Raw genomic sequence first — 19497 nt, forward strand, 5'->3', positions numbered from 1 at the left:
TAGGTTAAATAATAATATTATAACAGACAAAGTAGCTAAACGTTTTGAATTTTAGTTAAATGATTGTCTAAATTCTACTGGCGACATATCCGTTTTCTTTTTAAAAAGTGCGCTAAACGACTGTGAATGTTCAAAACCCAAATAATAAGCGATTTCGCTGATAGATAAATTTGATGTTGATAGTTTCTCTTTAGCCTTTTCAATGAGTTTCTCGTGGATATGTTGCTGCGTATTCTGACCAGTATGCACCCTTAATAAATCGCTTAAATAATTGGGAGATAAATTCATGTGTTCAGCAATTAACTTCACGGTCAGCAAACCTTGATTAGTTTTATCATTGTTTGCAAAATAACCATCCATAAACTGCTCAAAGCGAACTAAAATTTGATTGTTGTTGTTTTTTCTGGTGATAAATTGCCGCTCGTAAAAACGTTTGGAGTAGTTGAGTAATAACTCTATCTGCGAAAGAATGATTTCCTGAGTATGGCGGTCGATATGTTTGCACTCTACATGGATTTTGTTTAAAATGTTTATAAGGTTATCCTCTTCATCTGCAGAAAGGTGAAGTGCTTCATTTACCGCATAATCGAAAAAACCATAGGTGCTAATGGCATTTGCTAAAGGATGTTTTAGTAAAAAGTCTGGATGAAAAATAAGTAGATAACCCGAACCACATTCCATCGTTTCTAAATCCAGATATTGTACCTGATTAGGTGCGGTAAAACTAAGCACACCTTTGTCATAATCATAATGCTGCTGACCGTATTTAATTTTTCCTTTTGCATCCCTTTTTAATGCCACGCAATAAAAACGATTCACAAAGCCTTTCCAAATATCATCTTTCAAAAAACAAGTTTCTTTTAGATTAATCATACTGATAAGTGGATGCAAAGGCTCAGGTAAAGAGAGCAGGCGATGAAACTCCGAAACAGACTTAATTGAATTCATATTGCTAAATTATACATTATTAATATTAGCGACTGCAAAACAGGCAGTCGCTAAATATTTTAATCGATTAAACCCATACTAAATTCATCGTATGGATTGCCGGTATCGGTGCCCAGCGGAACTATACTTTCAATTCTAGCCAATTCATCTACAGTTAAATGAATGTTTGTAGCCTCAATATTTTGCTCCAAATATTTTCTTCTTTTTGTTCCCGGTATCGGTACAATGCCTTTACTAATAATCCAAGCGAGGGCCAATTGAGAGGATGTTACATTTTTTTCGGCAGCAAGTTTTTCTATAGCTTCTACCAACTCAATATTTTTATAGAAATAGGCTTCCTGAAAACGCGGTATCGCCCTGCGGAAATCATCAGCTGGTAAATCATCAATACTACGGATTTCACCAGTTAAAAAACCTCTGCCTAACGGCGAGTATGCCACAAAGCCTATTCCAAGTTTGTTAAGTGTATCCAGAACACCTCGCTCTTCAGCTGTTCTTTCAAATAAAGAATACTCGCTTTGAACTGCAGTTATCGGATGGATACTGTTTGCTCTTTCAATCGTTGCAGGAGAAACTTCAGATAAACCAATATAACCAACTTTTCCTTCTTTAACCAATGCTGCCATTGCTTCAACAGTTTCTTCAATAGGTGTATTTTTATCTAATCGATGCATATAATACAAATCAATGTAATCGGTATTTAGATTTTTTAAAGAACGTTCTACTGATTTTTTTATGTAATCTTTTTTTCCGTTAATTGCCCAGGTCACGTTGTCATTATCATCAATTTCCCATCCAAATTTAGTGGCAATTACATACTTATCTCGGTTACCATTAACCGCTTTGGCAATTAGCTGTTCATTTTTGAATGGGCCGTATAAATCTGCAGTGTCCAAAAAATTACCTCCTAATTCTAATGATCGATGTATGGTGGCAATTGCTTCCTCTTCATCGGCTTTGCCGTACATATTTGCATCTTGAAATCCGGTCATGCCCATACAACCTAAACCAATGTTTGGAACAATTAAACCTTGATTTCCTAATTTTACTTTCTGTATTTCCATTATTCTCTTTTTTTATTCAAAGTTATGCTGACAGAACCTTTCGGTTGTATGCAAAGCCCTGAATCTTGTATGCAAATCAAGGCGTTATGAAACCTTATAATTTCTTACAATAAAAATAGAGGCAAAGAAAATATGCGATTCGAATGCTTAAGATTTATTGGTTTTCAAAAAAATAAAACCAATAACTCCCGATAGGATAGATGCGGTTAAGATGGCAAATTTTGCTTCGGCAATGTGTAAATCATCATTAAAAGATAACAAGGCAATAAAAATCGACATGGTGAAGCCAATTCCGGCCAACATAGCTAAACCCAATACGTGTTTCCAGTTTGTGCTGGTTGGTAATTCGGCCCATTTTAGTTTTACAGCAAGCCAACTAAAACTAGTTACGCCTATTGTTTTTCCGATGAATAAACCACCGATAATACCTAAGCCTAGTGAGCTGGTTAAGCCGCCAAACATGTTTTGTTCTATAGTGATGTTTATATTAGCCAATGCAAAAATTGGCATTATTAAATAATTTACTGGGAAGGTTAATGCGTGTTCCAGTTTCTCTAGAGGAGATTCTACATCTGTATTATTAGTTGGGATGGTAAATGCTAACAGCACACCAGCAATAGTGGCGTGAATGCCAGAATGGTGAATAAAATACCAAAGAAACACGCCGGGAATTAAGTAGAAAAACAAATTTTTTACACCGAAATAATTCATTAAAAATAGCAGGCTAACCACTGCAGCTGCCATTGCAAGGTATTCGAAATGAATTTGATTTGTATAGAATATCGCGATGATGAGAATTGCGCCTAAATCATCAACAATAGCCAAGGCAGCTAAAAATATCTTCAACCCAGCCGGAACATTTTTGCCTAGCATGGCTATTATTGCCAACGCAAAGGCAATATCTGTAGCCATGGGTATACCCCAGCCACTTGCAGTTGGCGTATTTTTATTAAAAATGACATAGATAATTGCCGGAACAAGCATTCCGCCCAAGGCTGCAATTACTGGTAAAGCTGCACTTTTTACAGATGAAAGTTCCCCTTCAACCAATTCCCGCTTAATTTCTAATCCAACTAAAAGGAAGAAAACTGCCATTAGCGCATCATTAATCCATGTAAGTATGCTGTAATTTGCAATTTCGAAGCCTAGCCTGGTTTCTAAAAAGGTTTGGAAACCATCTTTTGCAGATGAATTAGCGATATATAATGAAACCCCAACACATATTAATAGGAGGAAGCCCCCCACTTGCCCGGATTTTAAGAATTGTTTGAAGATTTTTAGATTGATGATTTTTGCCATTGCGGTAAAAATAACAAAATCAAATAAGTTTCATTCCTAAACGCAAAATTTAGATGTGTTACAACCTTGCTAAAACGAACGTTTATAAAAAAAGCCGAAGGCTATGCTTCGGCTTAAGGTTTAAAGTTCACGCTTGCTGTTTGGTTTTACAAGTGCAATTAAAATCCCGAGACTGGTAAGCATGGTTAGTACTCCAGCAACTAAGTTGAATTTCTCTATCATGTATTTTTTAGTTTAGTTTTTGAAAATTATAACTATTCTGTTACAAAGTCAATAGTGCTAAAAAATAATTCTTACAACAATTAGGGGTAATATTTGAGTGTCTGTATGTTTCAGCATTTACCAGAAATTTAACTTTTTAAAAATTTTTGAATTAAATAGAACCACCAACAACAAGTTTAGATTCATCAATAATGGTTTGTGCAAAAGAACTTCCCGAAATACACCTCATCATCCTATCAAAGGCCAACTTGCCCAGATTGTAACCACTTGTTTCAGCATAGGTTACTTCCGGATAAAATAATTTCGGAATCATGCCATCGCTAATGGCAATAACGCCTAAATCATCAGGAATTACTAATCCTTTCCGTTGTATTGCTTTCATAGAACCCGCCAAAACTTCATCGCTCATACAAAAAACAGCAAATTTTCTACCTTCAAATTCTGATAATAAAGACATGGTTTGTATTTCAGATTCTTCAGAACTGTTTGCATAGGCAATTTTCAAATCCATATCGGTATGATTAGATGCTAAAACAGAATTAAATTTAGATAACCTTGCTTTAGTTATCGACATATTTTTGTTGCCAAAAATGCCGATAACATTAGTAATTCCCTTTTTAATAATTTCTTCTGCAGCTATGGTTGCAGCAAGTTCGTCACCAACACATATTTTATTACATGATTCATATTGCGGTACTTTATCGAAAAAAATAACGGGAATTCCATGAACATCAAGTTTTAAAAATGGCTCCATTTCTTTTGTTTCTGATGTAATGGCTATAAAAATACCCGAAACCCGTTTATGGCGACAACTTTTTAAAATTTCTTGTTCAATTACTGGGTCGTTTGATGAGCGATAAATGATTACAGAATAACCAAACGACCTTGCATGCTCTTCTATTGCGCTTATAAAAGAATGATAAAAGAAGTTTGAAAGGCTCGGCACAACCACAGCGAATTCTTTACTGCTATGTGTTCGCAAATTAACAGCGTAAGGATTAGGGTCGTATTCGAGCAATTCTGCTAATTCATTTATCTTTTTTTTTGTTTCTGCAGAAATATCAGGATGATCTTTCAATGCCCTTGATACAGTTGAGATGCTTACACTTAATCGCTCTGCAATCTTTTTCAACGTTGGATTCTGTTTCATCATTTTATATTTGGTTATTCAAATATAACTTTTCCACAACAAACATTTTCGCAAATGTTTCCGCAAACGTTTGCGGTTAAAAATTTATTTTTTAGTAACTTTTTTAATACTTATAATCTTATCTTCATTTTATAAATAATTCGAATAAGCAAATGCGCTAACCAGATTATTTAAAACAATTAACCAAATATATCCAATGCTAAAACTAGGTATCTGCTTTTAAGTGGATGCTTATTAAACTTATATGAGAAAATCCATAGTCCTTATTTTTTTCATTGTAGCAAGTATTATTTTGTGCGGAAATGCTCAGGAGCAGTCCAACATTAAAAATAACCAAACAAAAACTTGGTGGAAAGAGGCTATAGTTTATCAATTATATCCCAGAAGTTTTAAAGATAGCGATGGTGATGGGGTTGGGGATTTGAAAGGTATTATCTCAAAACTTGACTATTTAAAAAGTCTTGGTATTGATGCCGTTTGGTTAAATCCAATTTTTTCTTCTCCAAATGATGATAATGGTTACGACATAAGCGATTACCGAAACATCATGAAAGAATTTGGTAGCATGAAGGATTTTGAGGAATTGCTTGCCGGATTGCATAAGCGAAAAATTAAATTGGTATTGGATATGGTGCTTAACCACAGTAGCGATGAGCATGAATGGTTTAAACAAGCAAAATCCTCAAGAACAAACCCTTATAGAAATTATTACCATTGGTGGCCCGAAGAGAAAGGCAAACCTACACCTCGTTACAGTTTTTTTGACGTAAATAACGATGCCTGGAAATACGAGGCTGAGACAAAATCATATTACCTGCATTATTTTTCTCAAAAGCAACCTGATTTAAATTGGGAGAATGAAAAACTTCGGAATGAAGTTTATGACATGATGAAATTTTGGCTGGATAAAGGCATTGATGGCTTAAGAATGGATGCTTTTCAATATGTTTCAAAAGATACAACCTGGAAAAAATATCCTGATGGTTACGAAAAAGACATCATCAAATATTATGGTATGGGTCCAAATCTGCATAACTATCTTAAAGAAATGAATAAATCCGTTATCAGCAAATATAATGTAATGACGGTTGCTGAAGGTGCAGGCAGTACTTTGGAAGATGCTCATTCTTTGGTTGATGAAGACAGACATGAGTTAAACATGGCGTATCATTTTGAAATAATGGATATCGGGAACGATCCCAAAGGTTATAAATTATCTGATTTAAAAAAGGCTTTTACCAAATGGGATTACTCTTTTGCAAATAAAGGTTGGTTAGCCATATTTCTAGGCAACCATGATGTACCTCGAATGGTCAGCAAATATGGAGATGATAGTCAGCAGTTTAGAGCGTACTCTTCTAAGTTGTTAACAACTTTGATAATGACCATGCGTGGTACGCCATTTTATTTTAATGGTGATGAATTAGGTATGTCAAATATCAAATTCAATAACATAGATGATTATCGCGATATCGCAACTGTAAATGGTTATAAAACTGCCAAAGCAAAAAGAGAGGATTTAAAGGCTTTTTTAGACAAGCAAAAATTTATTTCGCGTGATAATACACGAACACCTCTTCAATGGGATGCAAGTGCGAATGCAGGTTTTAGTACCGGTAAACCATGGATTAAGGTAAACCCAAATTATAAAACTGTAAACGTTGCAACCGAAGAAAAAAATCCATTTAGCGAACTTTCTTATTTTAAAAAGATTGTCGCTTTGCGCAAATCTCAACCGGTTTTTGTTTACGGTGATTATAAAGTTTATGATATTGAAAATCAGGATGTTTACTGCTTTACACGCGTTGATGGTAATGATAAAGTACTGGTTATATTAAATTTCACTAAAAAGGATTTAAGCTACACAATTGATAAAAATATAAATACAGTTAATGCGAAATTGCTTATCAACAATTATGAGGGGATGAATGCTATCGATAATAATACTGTAAAATTGAAAGCCTGGCAATCATTAGCCTTTAAAATTCATCAACCATAATATGATAGTTGCTCCAGCAGAAAAGGTTGATAACGTAACATCAGCCATTAAGTTAAATTTCGGTTCAATCATTGCCATGAATCTGGGTTTCTTTGGGATTCAGTATAGCTTTGGTTTGCAACAAACCAACATGACGCCGATTTATTCTTATCTCGGAGCAAATGCAGACCAAATTCCGCTATTGAATCTGGCTGGCCCGATGACAGGTTTAATTATTCAGCCTATTGTTGGCGCAATGAGCGATAAAACCACAAGCAGATTTGGTAGAAGAAGACCATATTTTCTAATTGGAGCCATCATCTGCAGTATTTGTCTGTTTGCTATGCCTTACAGCAGTTCTATATGGATGGCTGCCGGCATTTTATGGATTTTAGATGCGGGAAACAACATTACCATGGAGCCCTATCGTGCCTTTGTTAGTGATAAATTACCACCAAATCAACATGCGCTAGGATTTTTAACTCAAAGTTTTTTTACCGGTTTAGGTATTACACTTGCAAACCTAACACCTGGGATTTTAATTGCTGCAGGTATTATAAGTTTAAATGCCAGAAGCGAAAATAATATACCTTACACCACTTATGCAGCATTTTTTATCGGTGGCGTTGTTTCAATAGGTTCTATAATGTATAGCTGCCTTACCACAAAAGAAACACCATTAAGTGCTGAGGAAATTGAAAAGATAAAGCAAGAACCTGGTGGTGTGAAAATGGTTTTGACTGATATTGTGGATGCTTTTAAAGTTATGCCATCCATCATGAAAAAATTGGGTTTTGTTTATTTATTTAATTGGTATGCCATGTTTATCTATTGGCAGTTCATCACCCTGTGTTTAGCAAAAACAATTTATAATACCAGCGATGCCGCTTCTGATGGTTTTGCATCGGCGCAATTGCTTACGGGTAATGTAAACGGAGGGTATAATGTAGTCACTTTTATGGTTGCATTTCCTTTAGCCTTTTTTGCGAGAAAGATAACCGCTCAAAAGGTACATTTATTGAGCCTGTTATTTGGGGGTGCATGCTTGATTTGCCTTCCAATGATTCATAACCCATTGCTACTTATTATCCCAATTATAGGCTTGGGCGTAGCCTGGGCAAGTATGATGGGTACACCTTACGCAATGTTGGCGGGCAGTATTCCTAAAGCTAAAACAGGAATTTTTATGGGCATACTAAATATGTTTATTGTACTGCCTATGCTTTTAGAAACCATTACTTTCAAATATGTATATCGTTATTTATTAGGTCATAAACCCGAAAACGCAATCATTTTTGCTGGGATATTAATAACGATAGCCGGCTTTATGGTATTACGCATCAAAAGAAAAGACAGTTAAATTATTTAGATATGTTAAAATCACAATCCTATAATTTGGCTATTGAGTTGCTACGTGCGGCTTCAACTCCCTATGGATTTGTGGCTGCTGTGCATGAGCATGATAATTATAAACGGGTTTGGACCAGAGACGGTGTAATTACCAGTATAGCTGCATTGTTAAGCGGTGAAGATACTTTAATTCATACCGCTAAAATAACCATTGAAACATTGTTTAACAAACAGAATAAAAATGGTTTCATGCCATCCAATGTATCTCCCATTGATGGAACTGCCAGTTATGGAGGTACCACAGGTAGAGCTGATAATCCATCGTGGGCTGTTATTGGTTTAGCATGTTATACCATTTTAACTAGAGATAATAGCCTTTGGGATAAATATAAATCAGAAGTAGATAAGTGCTTTTCGGTTTTAGAATGTTGGGAGTATAATGGTAAGCATTTAGTTTATGTGCCACAAAGTGGAGACTGGGCAGATGAATACATTCAGCATGGCTACATTTTGTTCGACCAGTTATTGCGGCTTTGGGCACTCAGATTGGCTTCAAAAGTATCAAACAAACAAGAGTGGAAAGATAAAGCAATGCTGATTACAAATAGTATCGAATCTAATTATTGGAAGTACAATGAACAAAAAAATGCTTACGCTGGAAATTTGCTTCATCAGCTTAAGGATGCATCTACACATTATTGGTTGATGGGTTTTAATCCCGCCAGGATTTACAAATACTTTGATTTGCAGGCAAATACCTTCTGCTTGTTGCTTGGAATTGGAAGCGATGACCAGAAAAATAATGTTTTAGCATACATCAAGAACCTTTATGAAGAAAAAAGATCTATGCTGCCATCTTTTTACCCAACAATTGAGGAGACTGATGTTGATATGCATGAATTAGTTAATAACCATGCTTACGGATTTAGAAATAAACCGGGTTACTTTCATAATGGAGGCTTATGGGCTGTATGGAATGGATGGCTCGTTGCCGCTTTAAATCTTAGTGGTGAAGCAGATTTAGCAAAAACTTTATTGGCAGAAATTAATGAAGCGAATAAAAAGGATGATGCATTTAATGAATGTCTGCATGGAAGTACGAAAAATCCATGCGGTGTACCTAATTGTACATGGAGTGCCGCGGGTGCAATTATTGGCGAACAAGCTTTTATAAATAGAGATTTCAATAAAATTTTGAGTTTTAATTAAACTAATGAAGCAGATGGAAGATTTTTCTACAAAAAAGGTTTTGGTAGTGGGTGAGCTACTTGTGGATATTATTTCTGATGATAATATTGCATCATTAGCAAATCCAGCTCAATTTACACCATATCAAGGCGGCAGTTCGGCTAACCTATGCGCCAATTTAAAATGGCTTGGTGTAAATGCTGAATTGGTAGCTACTGTGGGCGATGATAATATGGGAACGTTTTTGTTGAATGAGCTTAAATCCGCAGGATTAAGCGATGCCCATATTTGCCGTTCTGCCAACCGCCAAACCAGCATCATCTTAGTTGGTAAAAACGAACATACGCCTGATTTTATAGCTTACAGAAATGCTGATTTTGCTATTAAAAGAATTGAAGAATCATTAATAGAATCGGCAACAATAATGCATACTACTGCATTTGCTTTAAGTAAAGAACCCGCCCGCAGCAATATTTTATCGGCACTAAGCAAGGCAAGCGAAAAAGGTAAATTTATTTCTATTGATTGGAATTTTGCACCATCCATTTGGCAGGAAGAAGATGGGAAAGATGTTTTTAAGCGATTGATAAAACTCAATCCATTACTTAAAATTAGTTTAGATGATTTAGAACGTTTCACCGGCGCACCCTTAAGTATACAAGAATCTATGGAATGGCTAAACAACTTACATATACATAGCATTTACCTTACCTGCGGAAAAGATGGAGTTTGGTTTAAAGAAGCCAAACAGCAATGGAAACACAAAGAAGCAATTCCGGTAACATCTGTTGCCAGCGTTACGGGAGCAGGTGATGCATTCTGGGCAGGCTTTTTATCCAGCTTTTTGTATGGAAAATCAATTGAAGAAAGTATAAACGATGCCCTTCAAACTGCTAAAATCAAAATAGAAAAACCATACGCATTATACAAATCAAAATAATCTATCATTAACATAAACCGACTCGTAAATATGACATAGAAGCCTAATTAGATTTAGATTTAAATCCCTAATAAATAAATTTCTAACCATTTAACAATTAAAATATGAATATTACTCTACCAAGCAATTGGTCTGCTAAATCAACAAAGCAGAAATTGTATGCCTTCAAGAAACTTATTACATTAAGTTTGCTTATGGCTTTTTTAAGCACGGCAGCCTTTGCGCAAACCGTTGTAAAAGGTGTAATTTATGATAACGATAAAGCACCATTGGCCGGCGCCACTATTCAGGTAACCGGCACAAGTACAAGAACACAAAGTGATGCAGAAGGTAAGTACCAAATTACGGTTCCTTCATCAACATCAAGATTAACGGTAAGCTTTGTAGGCTTTGAAACACAAACCGTTAGCGTTAACAACCTAACTGTATTAAACATTACACTATCCTCATTAAATAATCTTGATGCTGTTGTTGTAGTAGGTTATGCATCAGTTAGAAAAAGCGATTTAACGGGTGCAGCTACAACTGTTTCGGCTAAAGATTTTAACAAAGGTCCACTAAACGCACCTGATCAGTTAATTCAGGGTAAGGTTGCCGGTGTACAAATGATTAATAACAGCGGACAACCGGGTGGCGCATCTACAGTAAGAATTAGGGGTAACTCTGCAATTACTGGTACAGGCCAACCGCTTTATGTTGTAGATGGGGTAGCGCTCGATGGACGTTCGGCAAGACCATCATCTAGTGCTGGTATTGGTACCGCTCCTGATGGAAATCCATTAAACTTTATCAATCCAGCAGATATTGAATCGATGGAGATTTTAAAAGATGCATCTGCAACCGCAATTTATGGTTCTCGTGCAGCTTATGGTGTTGTATTAATTACTACAAAACGCGGTAAATCTGGCGATACTAAAATTGATTTCAGCGCTTCGGCAGGGGTAAGTAACATTGCCAGAAGAGTAGATGTTTTATCGGGCGACGAATACCGTGCTGCTTTAACAAAATACGGACTTGCCAACGGAAATTTTGGTACAAGTGTAGATGCGCTTGATGAAATTACCAGAACAGCTTACAACCAAAATTATTCGGTTGGTATTAGTGGTGGTGCAAATGGAAATACTTTCCGTGCTTCATTGGGTTATCAAGATCAACAAGGTATTATCAAAACAACTGATTTTAAAAAATATAGTGCTGGCTTTAATGGAAACTTCAAATTTTTAGAAAGTAAAAAATTAGGCTTAGACGTTAACATGATCAGCAACCAATATCTTGAAAAAATTGCTCCAATTACTACCGATGCAGGTTTTACAGGAAGTTTGATTAGTCAGGCTTTAGCATGGAATCCAACTCAATCATTTTATAACAGTAATGGTGGCTTGTTTATCGATTACGGATCTACCACTATCAATCCACTTGCGGCTTTAGCGGCAAATGATGATAAAGCTAAAGTATCCACTATACTAGGTAGCGTTTCGCCATACTATAAAATTACACCTTGGTTAGAATATCGTATGTTGGCTAGTGTTAATTACAGCACAGGTATAAGAAGAGCGTCAACAAGAAGCTTTCTTAACTTACAAGGTATTCAGCCTTCAGGTACTTTCTTAGGTGGTTATGCCAGTTACTCAAACAGCGAGTTAATTACGCAACAGTTTACAAATACTTTAAACTTCAACAAAGAAATTGCAAGTAAATTAAACTTAAACGCGATTATCGGTTACGAATATTCAAACTTTATAAACAAAGGAACAACGAATACCGCTACAGGTTTTGGTGAGATTGATGCAGATTATACAGATGCTTTTCAAACTACTGCACCAGCAAACCGTACATTCTCTGCGTTTAACAACCCAACAACAGAGTTACAATCTTACTTTGCAAGGGCTATTTTTAACTATGATAACCGATACATTTTAACTGCAACTTTCAGAGCGGATGGTTCAACAAAGTTTGGTAAATCTAACCGTTATGGTTATTTTCCTTCGTTTGCTGCAGCCTGGGATATCAAGAAAGAAGCATTTATGGCAAATACCGAATGGCTTGACCAGTTAAAATTAAGAGTTGGTTATGGTAAAACCGGTAATCAGGATTTCCCTTCCGGATCAGCTCAGCAACGTTATGATTTTGGTAACTCTAACGGAGCTCCAACATTAGTAGCAATTAATAATGCAAATCCAAACCTTAAATGGCAATCTGATGTGCAAACGAACGTAGGTATTGACTTTGGATTTATGAAAAGCAGATTTACAGGCTCAATTGATTACTTCCATAAAGAAACCAACGACTTATTATTTCCGCAAATTTCATTCGTACCGGCAGTTGGTGGTAACGTACCAACATGGGTTAACTTACCTGGCCAAATCATCAATAAAGGTTTAGAGCTTACGCTTAACGCCAATATTGTTGAAACAGATAAAATTTCTTGGTCTTTAGGCGGTAACGCAACTTTCATTAAAAACACCGTTCAAAACATCAACGGTATTATTAAAACAGGTTCATTAAACGGACAAGGCTTAAGTGGTGTAACTACAGAGGTTATCCAAAATGGTTTGCCATTGTTTGCAATGGTTACCAGAGATTACAAAGGCTTAGATGCTAATGGTTTCTCTATCTATACCGATGATGGTTTTACTAATTACTACGTAGGAAATCCTAATCCTAAAGTTATTATGGGTTTAAGCACTAATTTCAGATACAAGAAATTATCTTTCACTGCAAACTTTAATGGTGCCTTCGGACAAAGCATTTACAACAACACTGCCAATTCAGTTTTGGCAATTTCAAACTTAGGTACAAGAAATATTTCTTCAGCCCTTGTTAGTTTACCGGTTCAAGAATCGTTGGCAAATCCAATTGCCGCATCTTCTAGATATATAGAGAAAGGTGATTATGTTAAATTGGCAAATGCAACGTTAAACTACAACTTTGGTAACATCGGCAAAGCCATTAAGGCCCTTAATGTTTATGTGAATGGTCAGAACCTTTTCGTAATTACAAATTATACAGGTTTCGATCCGGAGGTTAACGTAAATAAAGGTGTAAGTGGTGTTCCATCTGCAGGTATAGATTACACAGCATATCCAACGGCCAGAACATTCAATTTCGGGGTTAATTTTTCTCTTTAATTTTTAAAAAATACAGATATGAAAAATAAATATATTATCGGTTTTACTATGGTTGCCCTAAGTTTTGCGGGTTGTACCAAGTTAGATGAAGGCCTGAATGGTCAGGTTGGAAGTGCGGGAGTGAGCGGGGGCAATGTTGCCAGTTTATTAGGCGCATCGTATGCAGCAATGATTGGTCCTTACCAGGCACCATGGAATTGGGCTGCTCTGCAAGAAGTTACATCAGACGAAATCATTGTACCAACAAGAGCTGGTGACTGGGATGATAATGGCGCATGGCGTTCCTTGCATTTACATAAATGGGCACCAGACCATTCAAGAATTTCAGACGTATTTAGAGATTTAAATAGTATTTCTTATGTAGCAACAAGTGTTTTGGGTGCAAGCCCAACACCTGCGCAAGCTGCTCAGGCAAGATTTCTACGAGCTTTTGCTCAGTTCTCTATTTTAGATGGATGGGGTCAGGTTCCTTATAGAGATTCTGGAGAAGACGTTACAAAACCTTCACGCGTTAGAAGCGCAGCTGATGAAGTTGCTTATTTAATCGCCGAACTGAACGCAATCATCCCTGATTTGCCAACCGGTCCGGCCAATGTTGCTAACAAAAATGCGGCTAGAACACTTTTGATGAAAGTTTACTTAAACAAAGGTGCTTTCTTAAACCGTACTGCTCCAACTTTTGATGCAGCAGATATGGCGAAGGTTATCTCTTTAGCTGATGAAATTGCAACAGGTGGTTATGTATTACAGCCTAACTATTTTGATAATTTTGCGCCAACTAACGATGTGCTTTCAAAAGAAAACATTTTCACTGCACAAAATATTGGCGGTGCAAATGGTAGCGATTTAGACGGACAATGGAAATGTACAACACACTATAACCAAAATCCAAATGGTTATAACGGTTTTTCATCGCTATCAAATTTCTATGGTAAATTTGAAGCTTCGGATACCAGAAGAGGTGGAAGTTATGCAGGACAAACCAATATTTCAGGTATTAGAGTTGGTTTTCTTGTTGGTCAGCAATTTGACCAAACAGGTGCAGCTTTAAAAGACAGAAAAGGTAATCCATTAGCTTTCACACCCGAAGTTGCCATTATTGAGCGTGATCCAAATCACCTTGAAGTTGCCGGAATTCGTGTAATTAAATATCCAATTGATTATGCTAACGCAGGTTCTAGAAAACCAGAAAATGACTGGGTTTATTTCCGTTATTCAGATGTTTTATTAATGAAAGCTGAAGCTCAGTTAAGAACTTCATTAACTGCTCAGGCTTTAACTCTGGTAAATTCTTTGAGAACAGTTAGAGGCGCTTCGCCATTAACAAGTTTAACATTAGATGTTTTGTTAGATGAGCGTGGTCGTGAACTGTATTGGGAAAGCTTCAGAAGACAAGATTTAATCCGCTTCGGTAAATTCCTTGCTGCTTGGCAAGAAAAACCAGCAAGTGAGGCTAAATATCTGGTTTTTCCTATTCCAGATAATCAATTAGGTAACCCGAATTTGGTTCAAAACCCAGGTTACTAGGTTATTTATTACTAATATTTAAAACTAAGCCTGATTAATTTCAGGCTTAGTTTTTTTATTGCAAACAATTCTATTATGAAACATTGTACTTCGTTATTGCTACTAATTCTGCTATTTGGATTGATATCTAAAGCTCAGGATCCATGGAAAATTAAAGCAAACCAAATTGACCCTGCAAATTATTATGGTGTAACCGTTGCCAACGGAATTATTGGTATTGTTTCGGCGCCGCAGCCATTTAAAGTAAAAAATGTGATTTTGGCTGGCGCTTATGATACTTATGGTCGAGGCCGGGTAAGCAACTTTTTAAATGGTTTCAACCTGCTTAATATGTACATCGAAATTGATGGTAAAAGGCTTGATGGACAGAACACTAAAGGCATGCAGCAGGAATTGGATATGCAACACGCTTCTTTTACCACAAAGCTAACTTACGGTAGCAAAGCTGATGTAAAATATACTTATTACGCTTTAAGGCAATTGCCTTTTTCGGTATTGATGGATGTAACCATAACAGCTAAAGAAGACATGAAATTAACCGCCGCTAGTGTAATGGAAACACCAGATGCGCTTCGGGATGTAGAGAATTATTATAACGAAATCGACCGACCGCATGTTACGCTGAGCTTGTTAACTTCTACAGCGAAAAGTCCGACGGGTAAATTACAGTTGTGTGCATCGAACAGTTTTTTGTTTAATGAGCAGCATGGAACTGAGCCAAAAATTATCCACGAAATGTGGGATAATAATAGCCATTTGATGAAATTTAATAAAACATTAAAAGCCGGAGAATCTTACACTTATTCGGTTGTTGGCAGCACGATTAGCTCTGCACAACATGCAGATCCACTCAATGAAGCAGAAAGAATGATCATCTTTGCCAAGCTTGAAGGACACGATAGGTTGGTAAAATTTCATAATCAGGCTTGGGATGAACTTTGGAAATCTGATATTCAGATTGATGGCGACCCGCAAGCACAGCAAGATGTTCGGAGCATGTTGTACCACCTTACTTCGTTTTCGCGTGCAGGTACCTCTTACTCGCTATCGCCAATGGGTTTATCTGGCTTAGGCTACAATGGACACATCTTTTGGGATACCGACATCTGGATGTTCCCGGCCTTATTGGTGCTACATCCTGATATTGCAAAATCTTTAATAGAATATAGATTTGAGCGCTTGGAAGCCGCCAGAAAAAATGCATTTTCTCATGGCTTTAAAGGCGCTATGTATCCATGGGAAAGCGCAGATACAGGTGTAGAAGAAACACCGGTTTGGGCTTTGAGTGGTCCTTTCGAACACCATATTTCTGCAGATGTTGCACTTGCTGCCTGGAATTATTATTGTGTTACTCAAGATAAAGTTTGGCTTAGAGAGAAAGGCTGGCCAATATTATCGCAAACTGCAGATTTTTGGGCTAGTAGGGTAGAGCGAAATGGACCAAATCAGTATGATATTAAAAATGTAGTAGCTGCCGATGAATGGGCCGAAAACGTAGATAATAATGCATTTACCAATGCTGCGGCTAAAATAAACCTAAAAAATGCGAATCTTGCCGCCGCTGTTCTAGGTATCCCACAAAATAAAGATTGGACATTGGTTGAGCAAAATATTCCGATTTTAAACTTTGCTGATGGTGTTACCAAAGAACATGCAACTTATAAAGGCGAAGGCATAAAACAGGCTGATGTAAATTTGCTGGCTTACCCTTTAAAAACCATTACCGATAAAAATGCAATTTTAAAGGATTTGGCTTATTATGAAACCCGTATTCCGGATGAAGGCACCCCGGCAATGACGCATGCAATTTTTGCTTTGCTTTACGCCAGAACAGGCAATGGAGAAAAAGCCTATAAATATTTTAGTGAAGCCTATCAGCCTAATTTAAATCCTCCCTTTAGGGTTATCGCAGAAACTAAAGGAGGCACTAATCCATACTTTGCCACAGGTGCAGGCGGTGTTTTACAAAGTGTGCTTATGGGCTTTGGCGGATTAGACATTACCAACAAAGGCATCATTCAAATTCCGAGTGTTTTACCAGCCAAATGGAAATCAGTTAAAATTACCGGGGTTGGTTTGGATAACAAATCTTTTGAGGTTACCAGAAAAAATTAATTCGCAAAACTCTTAAAAAAAAAATGGTTGCAGAAATTCAAATCTGCAACCATTTTTTGTATTGATTAATTAAAACTATTTCTTCATTAATTTTAAAAGCACGCCATTGGTCCATCCAAAACCATCCTGCAAAGGATATTCGCCACCGCCGCCTTTGCTATTGGTTTCTACAACATTGTATTTTTCCATCAACTTGCCAGTTTCTTTAAACACAGCAATATTTTGATTAATCCATCGGACTGTAATTTCATCCGCTAATTTATTAAAGCCATAATTTTGTAAACCTTGTATGCTCATGTACTGCAATGGCGCCCATGCATTTGGCGCATCCCATTGTTCTTTTGTGGTGGTTAAAGTGGTTATTAATCCACCGGCTTTTAAAAAGTCTTTTTCTATTTTATCAGAAACTGATTTTGCCTGCAATGGTGTTGCCAGTTTAAAATACAGCGGAAAAGCTGCCGCTAGTGTTAACTGATTCGATAGAGATTTTTTCTTCCAGTTATAATCCGTAAAAAACTGCAGTTTTTCATTCCAAAAGTATTTTAATATGGCCACTTTACGTTTTTCAGCTTTAGCTAAAAACAGGGCGGATTTAGCTTTGTTACCTGCTTGTTTGTTTGCATCAGCAATAGCCATTTCCATATTATACATCAAGGTATTTAAATCTACAGGTAATAAATCCGTGGTGATAATCTGACTAAAATTTTTACCATCAGCAAACCATCTGCTGCTAAAATCCCAGCCAGACTCTGCCGCCGAACGTACATGGCGAAGAAACACTGCCGGCTCTTGTTTGGTCAGCTTTGCCGCTTCAAAATCTTCACGATAGGATTCTTCTCGGGGTTGATTGCCTGCGTCGTAGTATCTGTTTAAAACTGTTCCGTCATTAAGCTTTACTACGTGGTTAACCGCATTACCACTCTTTAATCCATCCACACCTTTCATCCAAAAATTATATTCCTTTTCTAACACGTCCTTGTACTCGCTCAGCTTAACTTCGGTATTGTTTTTAGTAAGCAATTGTACCATGGCTGCAAAAAATGGTGGTTGCGAGCGGGTTAAATAATAACTCCTATTTCCATTAGGAATAAAGCCATATTTATTTATCAGGTAAGCAAAATTATCAATCATATCTTTCATGATTTTGGTTTTGCCTGCTTTTTGCAAGCCCAACATCGTAAAGTACGAATCCCAATAATATATCTCCCTAAATCTTCCACCGGGCACAATGTAAGGTTTTGGCAGTGGGAGTAAAGAGGTTTGATACTTTGAAGCCGTATCCGGATTTCTCTTCAAAACCGTCCACAATGTATCTAAATGCTTTTCTATACCTGCGCTAATGTCTGATTGATAAACCGCATTGTGATTTTCGGGCATCGAAAAATGCTCATTCACAAAACTTTTTAAATTAAAGCTTTTCAAATTTTTCTGACTTTGAAAAGCAGCTAGAATTTCAGCTGGTTTTATTTTAGGAATTGCATCAACAAAAGATTTTCCATCGGGAAAGATTTGCTGCATCTGCACTTTTTCAAATAGGCCCGGGTAAATTTGCCGCGGACTTAATTCTTTCTGAGCCTTTGCTGATATAGAATTTACCAACAGGAATATAAAAAATACGACTTTTGATAAAGGATGATTTAAAATAGGATAGGTTTTCGTTTTGCTCATTATTTATACGTTTATGTAGATAAATCTAATCAATTTAGACTTAAAAAATATAGTTGCTGAGCAGAATTGTTCGAATTTGCTGTTATTTAAATAACGTATTTACACTTATACAAAGTCATAAATTCCTCGAAACTCGGAATGACAAAATGACGAAGCAGCTATTTGAGATGTGCAGCTATTCGAGATGTTCTGAAAGGCATCTCGAATGTTTAATTGATGGGATTTGTAATCCCGTGATTTAAAGCATGATGATATCTTTATCAATATTTTAATATTAACGCATAGATTCCTCGAAACTCAGAATGACAAAATGGTGAAGCAGCTATTCGGGATGTTCTGAAAGGCATCTCGAATGTTATATTGATGGGATTTGTAATCCCATGATTTAAACCATAATAATATCTTTATTTACGCAAAGATTGCTCGAAACTCTGAATGACAAAATGAACCGCAAAAACGGGAATGAAAATTTGTGAAGTGATTAAATTACCCTAATCTTTATCATGCTTAGTCCATATCAATTCTTCAGTTTTGTAACCAAGTGCTTTTGCTTTTTCTAAATAGGCATTTTTTACAATTTCCGGGATGGCTTTAGAGCAGCTATTCGGGATGTTCTGAAAGGCATCTCGAATGTTATATTGATAGGATTTGTAATCCCATGATTTAAACCTAATAATATCTTTATTTACGCAAAGATTGCTCGAAACTCTGAATGACAAAATGAACCGCAAAAACGGAAATGAAAATTTGTGCAGTGATTAAATTAGCAGCTATTCGGGATGTTCTGAAAGGCATCGAATGTTATATTGATGGGATTTGTAATCCCATGATTTAAAGCATGATGATATCTTTATCAATATTTTAATATTAACGCATAGATTCCTCGAAACTCGGAATGACAAAATGGTGAAGCAGCTATT

13 protein-coding genes are annotated in these 19497 nt (G+C 36.5%); 7 read left to right on the forward strand and 6 right to left on the reverse strand.

Annotation, left to right across the window (positions count from 1 at the left end; all coding sequences use genetic code 11):
- Positions 1-51 precede the first annotated feature (51 nt).
- The 4 genes from LUA86_RS05160 to LUA86_RS05175 form a co-directional block, all read right to left on the reverse strand.
- On the reverse strand, positions 52-948 hold the full coding sequence (locus LUA86_RS05160; protein ID WP_231459525.1) for an AraC family transcriptional regulator: 897 nt from the start codon (positions 946-948) through the stop codon (positions 52-54).
- Positions 949-1007: 59 nt separating this feature from the next.
- A complete protein-coding gene (locus LUA86_RS05165; protein WP_231459526.1) occupies positions 1008-2012 on the reverse strand; it encodes an aldo/keto reductase in 1005 nt (334 codons plus the stop codon).
- Positions 2013-2159: 147 nt separating this feature from the next.
- Entirely contained in the window at positions 2160-3311 is a 1152-nt protein-coding gene (nhaA, locus tag LUA86_RS05170) for a Na+/H+ antiporter NhaA (RefSeq protein ID WP_231459527.1), read from the reverse strand.
- A 373-nt stretch (positions 3312-3684) separates the two neighbouring features.
- On the reverse strand, positions 3685-4686 hold the full coding sequence (locus tag LUA86_RS05175) for a LacI family DNA-binding transcriptional regulator (RefSeq protein WP_231459528.1): 1002 nt from the start codon (positions 4684-4686) through the stop codon (positions 3685-3687).
- A 241-nt stretch (positions 4687-4927) separates the two neighbouring features.
- On the opposite strand from LUA86_RS05175, the gene LUA86_RS05180 reads away from it, so the two are divergent.
- From LUA86_RS05180 to LUA86_RS05210, 7 genes are all read left to right on the forward strand, one after another.
- Complete coding sequence (locus LUA86_RS05180) at positions 4928-6682, forward strand: alpha-glucosidase (protein ID WP_231459529.1); 1755 nt, start codon at positions 4928-4930, stop codon at positions 6680-6682.
- A gap of 1 nt (position 6683) precedes the next feature.
- Positions 6684-8021, forward strand: a complete 1338-nt coding sequence (locus LUA86_RS05185) for an MFS transporter (protein WP_231459530.1) — start codon at positions 6684-6686, stop codon at positions 8019-8021.
- Positions 8022-8032: 11 nt separating this feature from the next.
- Positions 8033-9220 (forward strand): glycoside hydrolase 100 family protein, encoded by a 1188-nt coding sequence (locus tag LUA86_RS05190; protein ID WP_231459531.1) that lies wholly within the window; start codon positions 8033-8035, stop codon positions 9218-9220.
- Between the two features lie 4 nt (positions 9221-9224).
- Positions 9225-10139, forward strand: coding sequence for a carbohydrate kinase family protein (locus LUA86_RS05195; RefSeq protein WP_231459532.1), 915 nt, complete (start codon positions 9225-9227; stop codon positions 10137-10139).
- A gap of 104 nt (positions 10140-10243) precedes the next feature.
- A complete protein-coding gene (locus LUA86_RS05200; protein WP_231459533.1) occupies positions 10244-13267 on the forward strand; it encodes a SusC/RagA family TonB-linked outer membrane protein in 3024 nt (1007 codons plus the stop codon).
- 18 nt (positions 13268-13285) lie between these two features.
- On the forward strand, positions 13286-14794 hold the full coding sequence (locus LUA86_RS05205) for a RagB/SusD family nutrient uptake outer membrane protein (RefSeq protein ID WP_231459534.1): 1509 nt from the start codon (positions 13286-13288) through the stop codon (positions 14792-14794).
- A gap of 75 nt (positions 14795-14869) precedes the next feature.
- Positions 14870-16909: a glycoside hydrolase family 65 protein gene (locus LUA86_RS05210; protein WP_231459535.1), complete on the forward strand. Its 2040-nt coding sequence runs from the start codon at positions 14870-14872 to the stop codon at positions 16907-16909.
- Positions 16910-16984: 75 nt separating this feature from the next.
- Here the strand turns inward: LUA86_RS05210 and treF are convergent, their stop codons facing one another.
- Both treF and LUA86_RS05220 read right to left on the reverse strand, forming a co-directional pair.
- Positions 16985-18577, reverse strand: coding sequence for an alpha,alpha-trehalase TreF (gene treF / locus LUA86_RS05215; protein WP_231459536.1), 1593 nt, complete (start codon positions 18575-18577; stop codon positions 16985-16987).
- A 491-nt stretch (positions 18578-19068) separates the two neighbouring features.
- The gene (locus LUA86_RS05220) at positions 19069-19296 is read right to left on the reverse strand and encodes a hypothetical protein (RefSeq protein ID WP_231459537.1); all 228 of its coding nucleotides are present in this window, start codon (positions 19294-19296) and stop codon (positions 19069-19071) included.
- Positions 19297-19497: the final 201 nt, after the last annotated feature.

Origin of the sequence: Pedobacter sp. Leaf132 (assembly GCF_920984695.1) — a bacterium.
Lineage (GTDB): Bacteria > Bacteroidota > Bacteroidia > Sphingobacteriales > Sphingobacteriaceae > Pedobacter.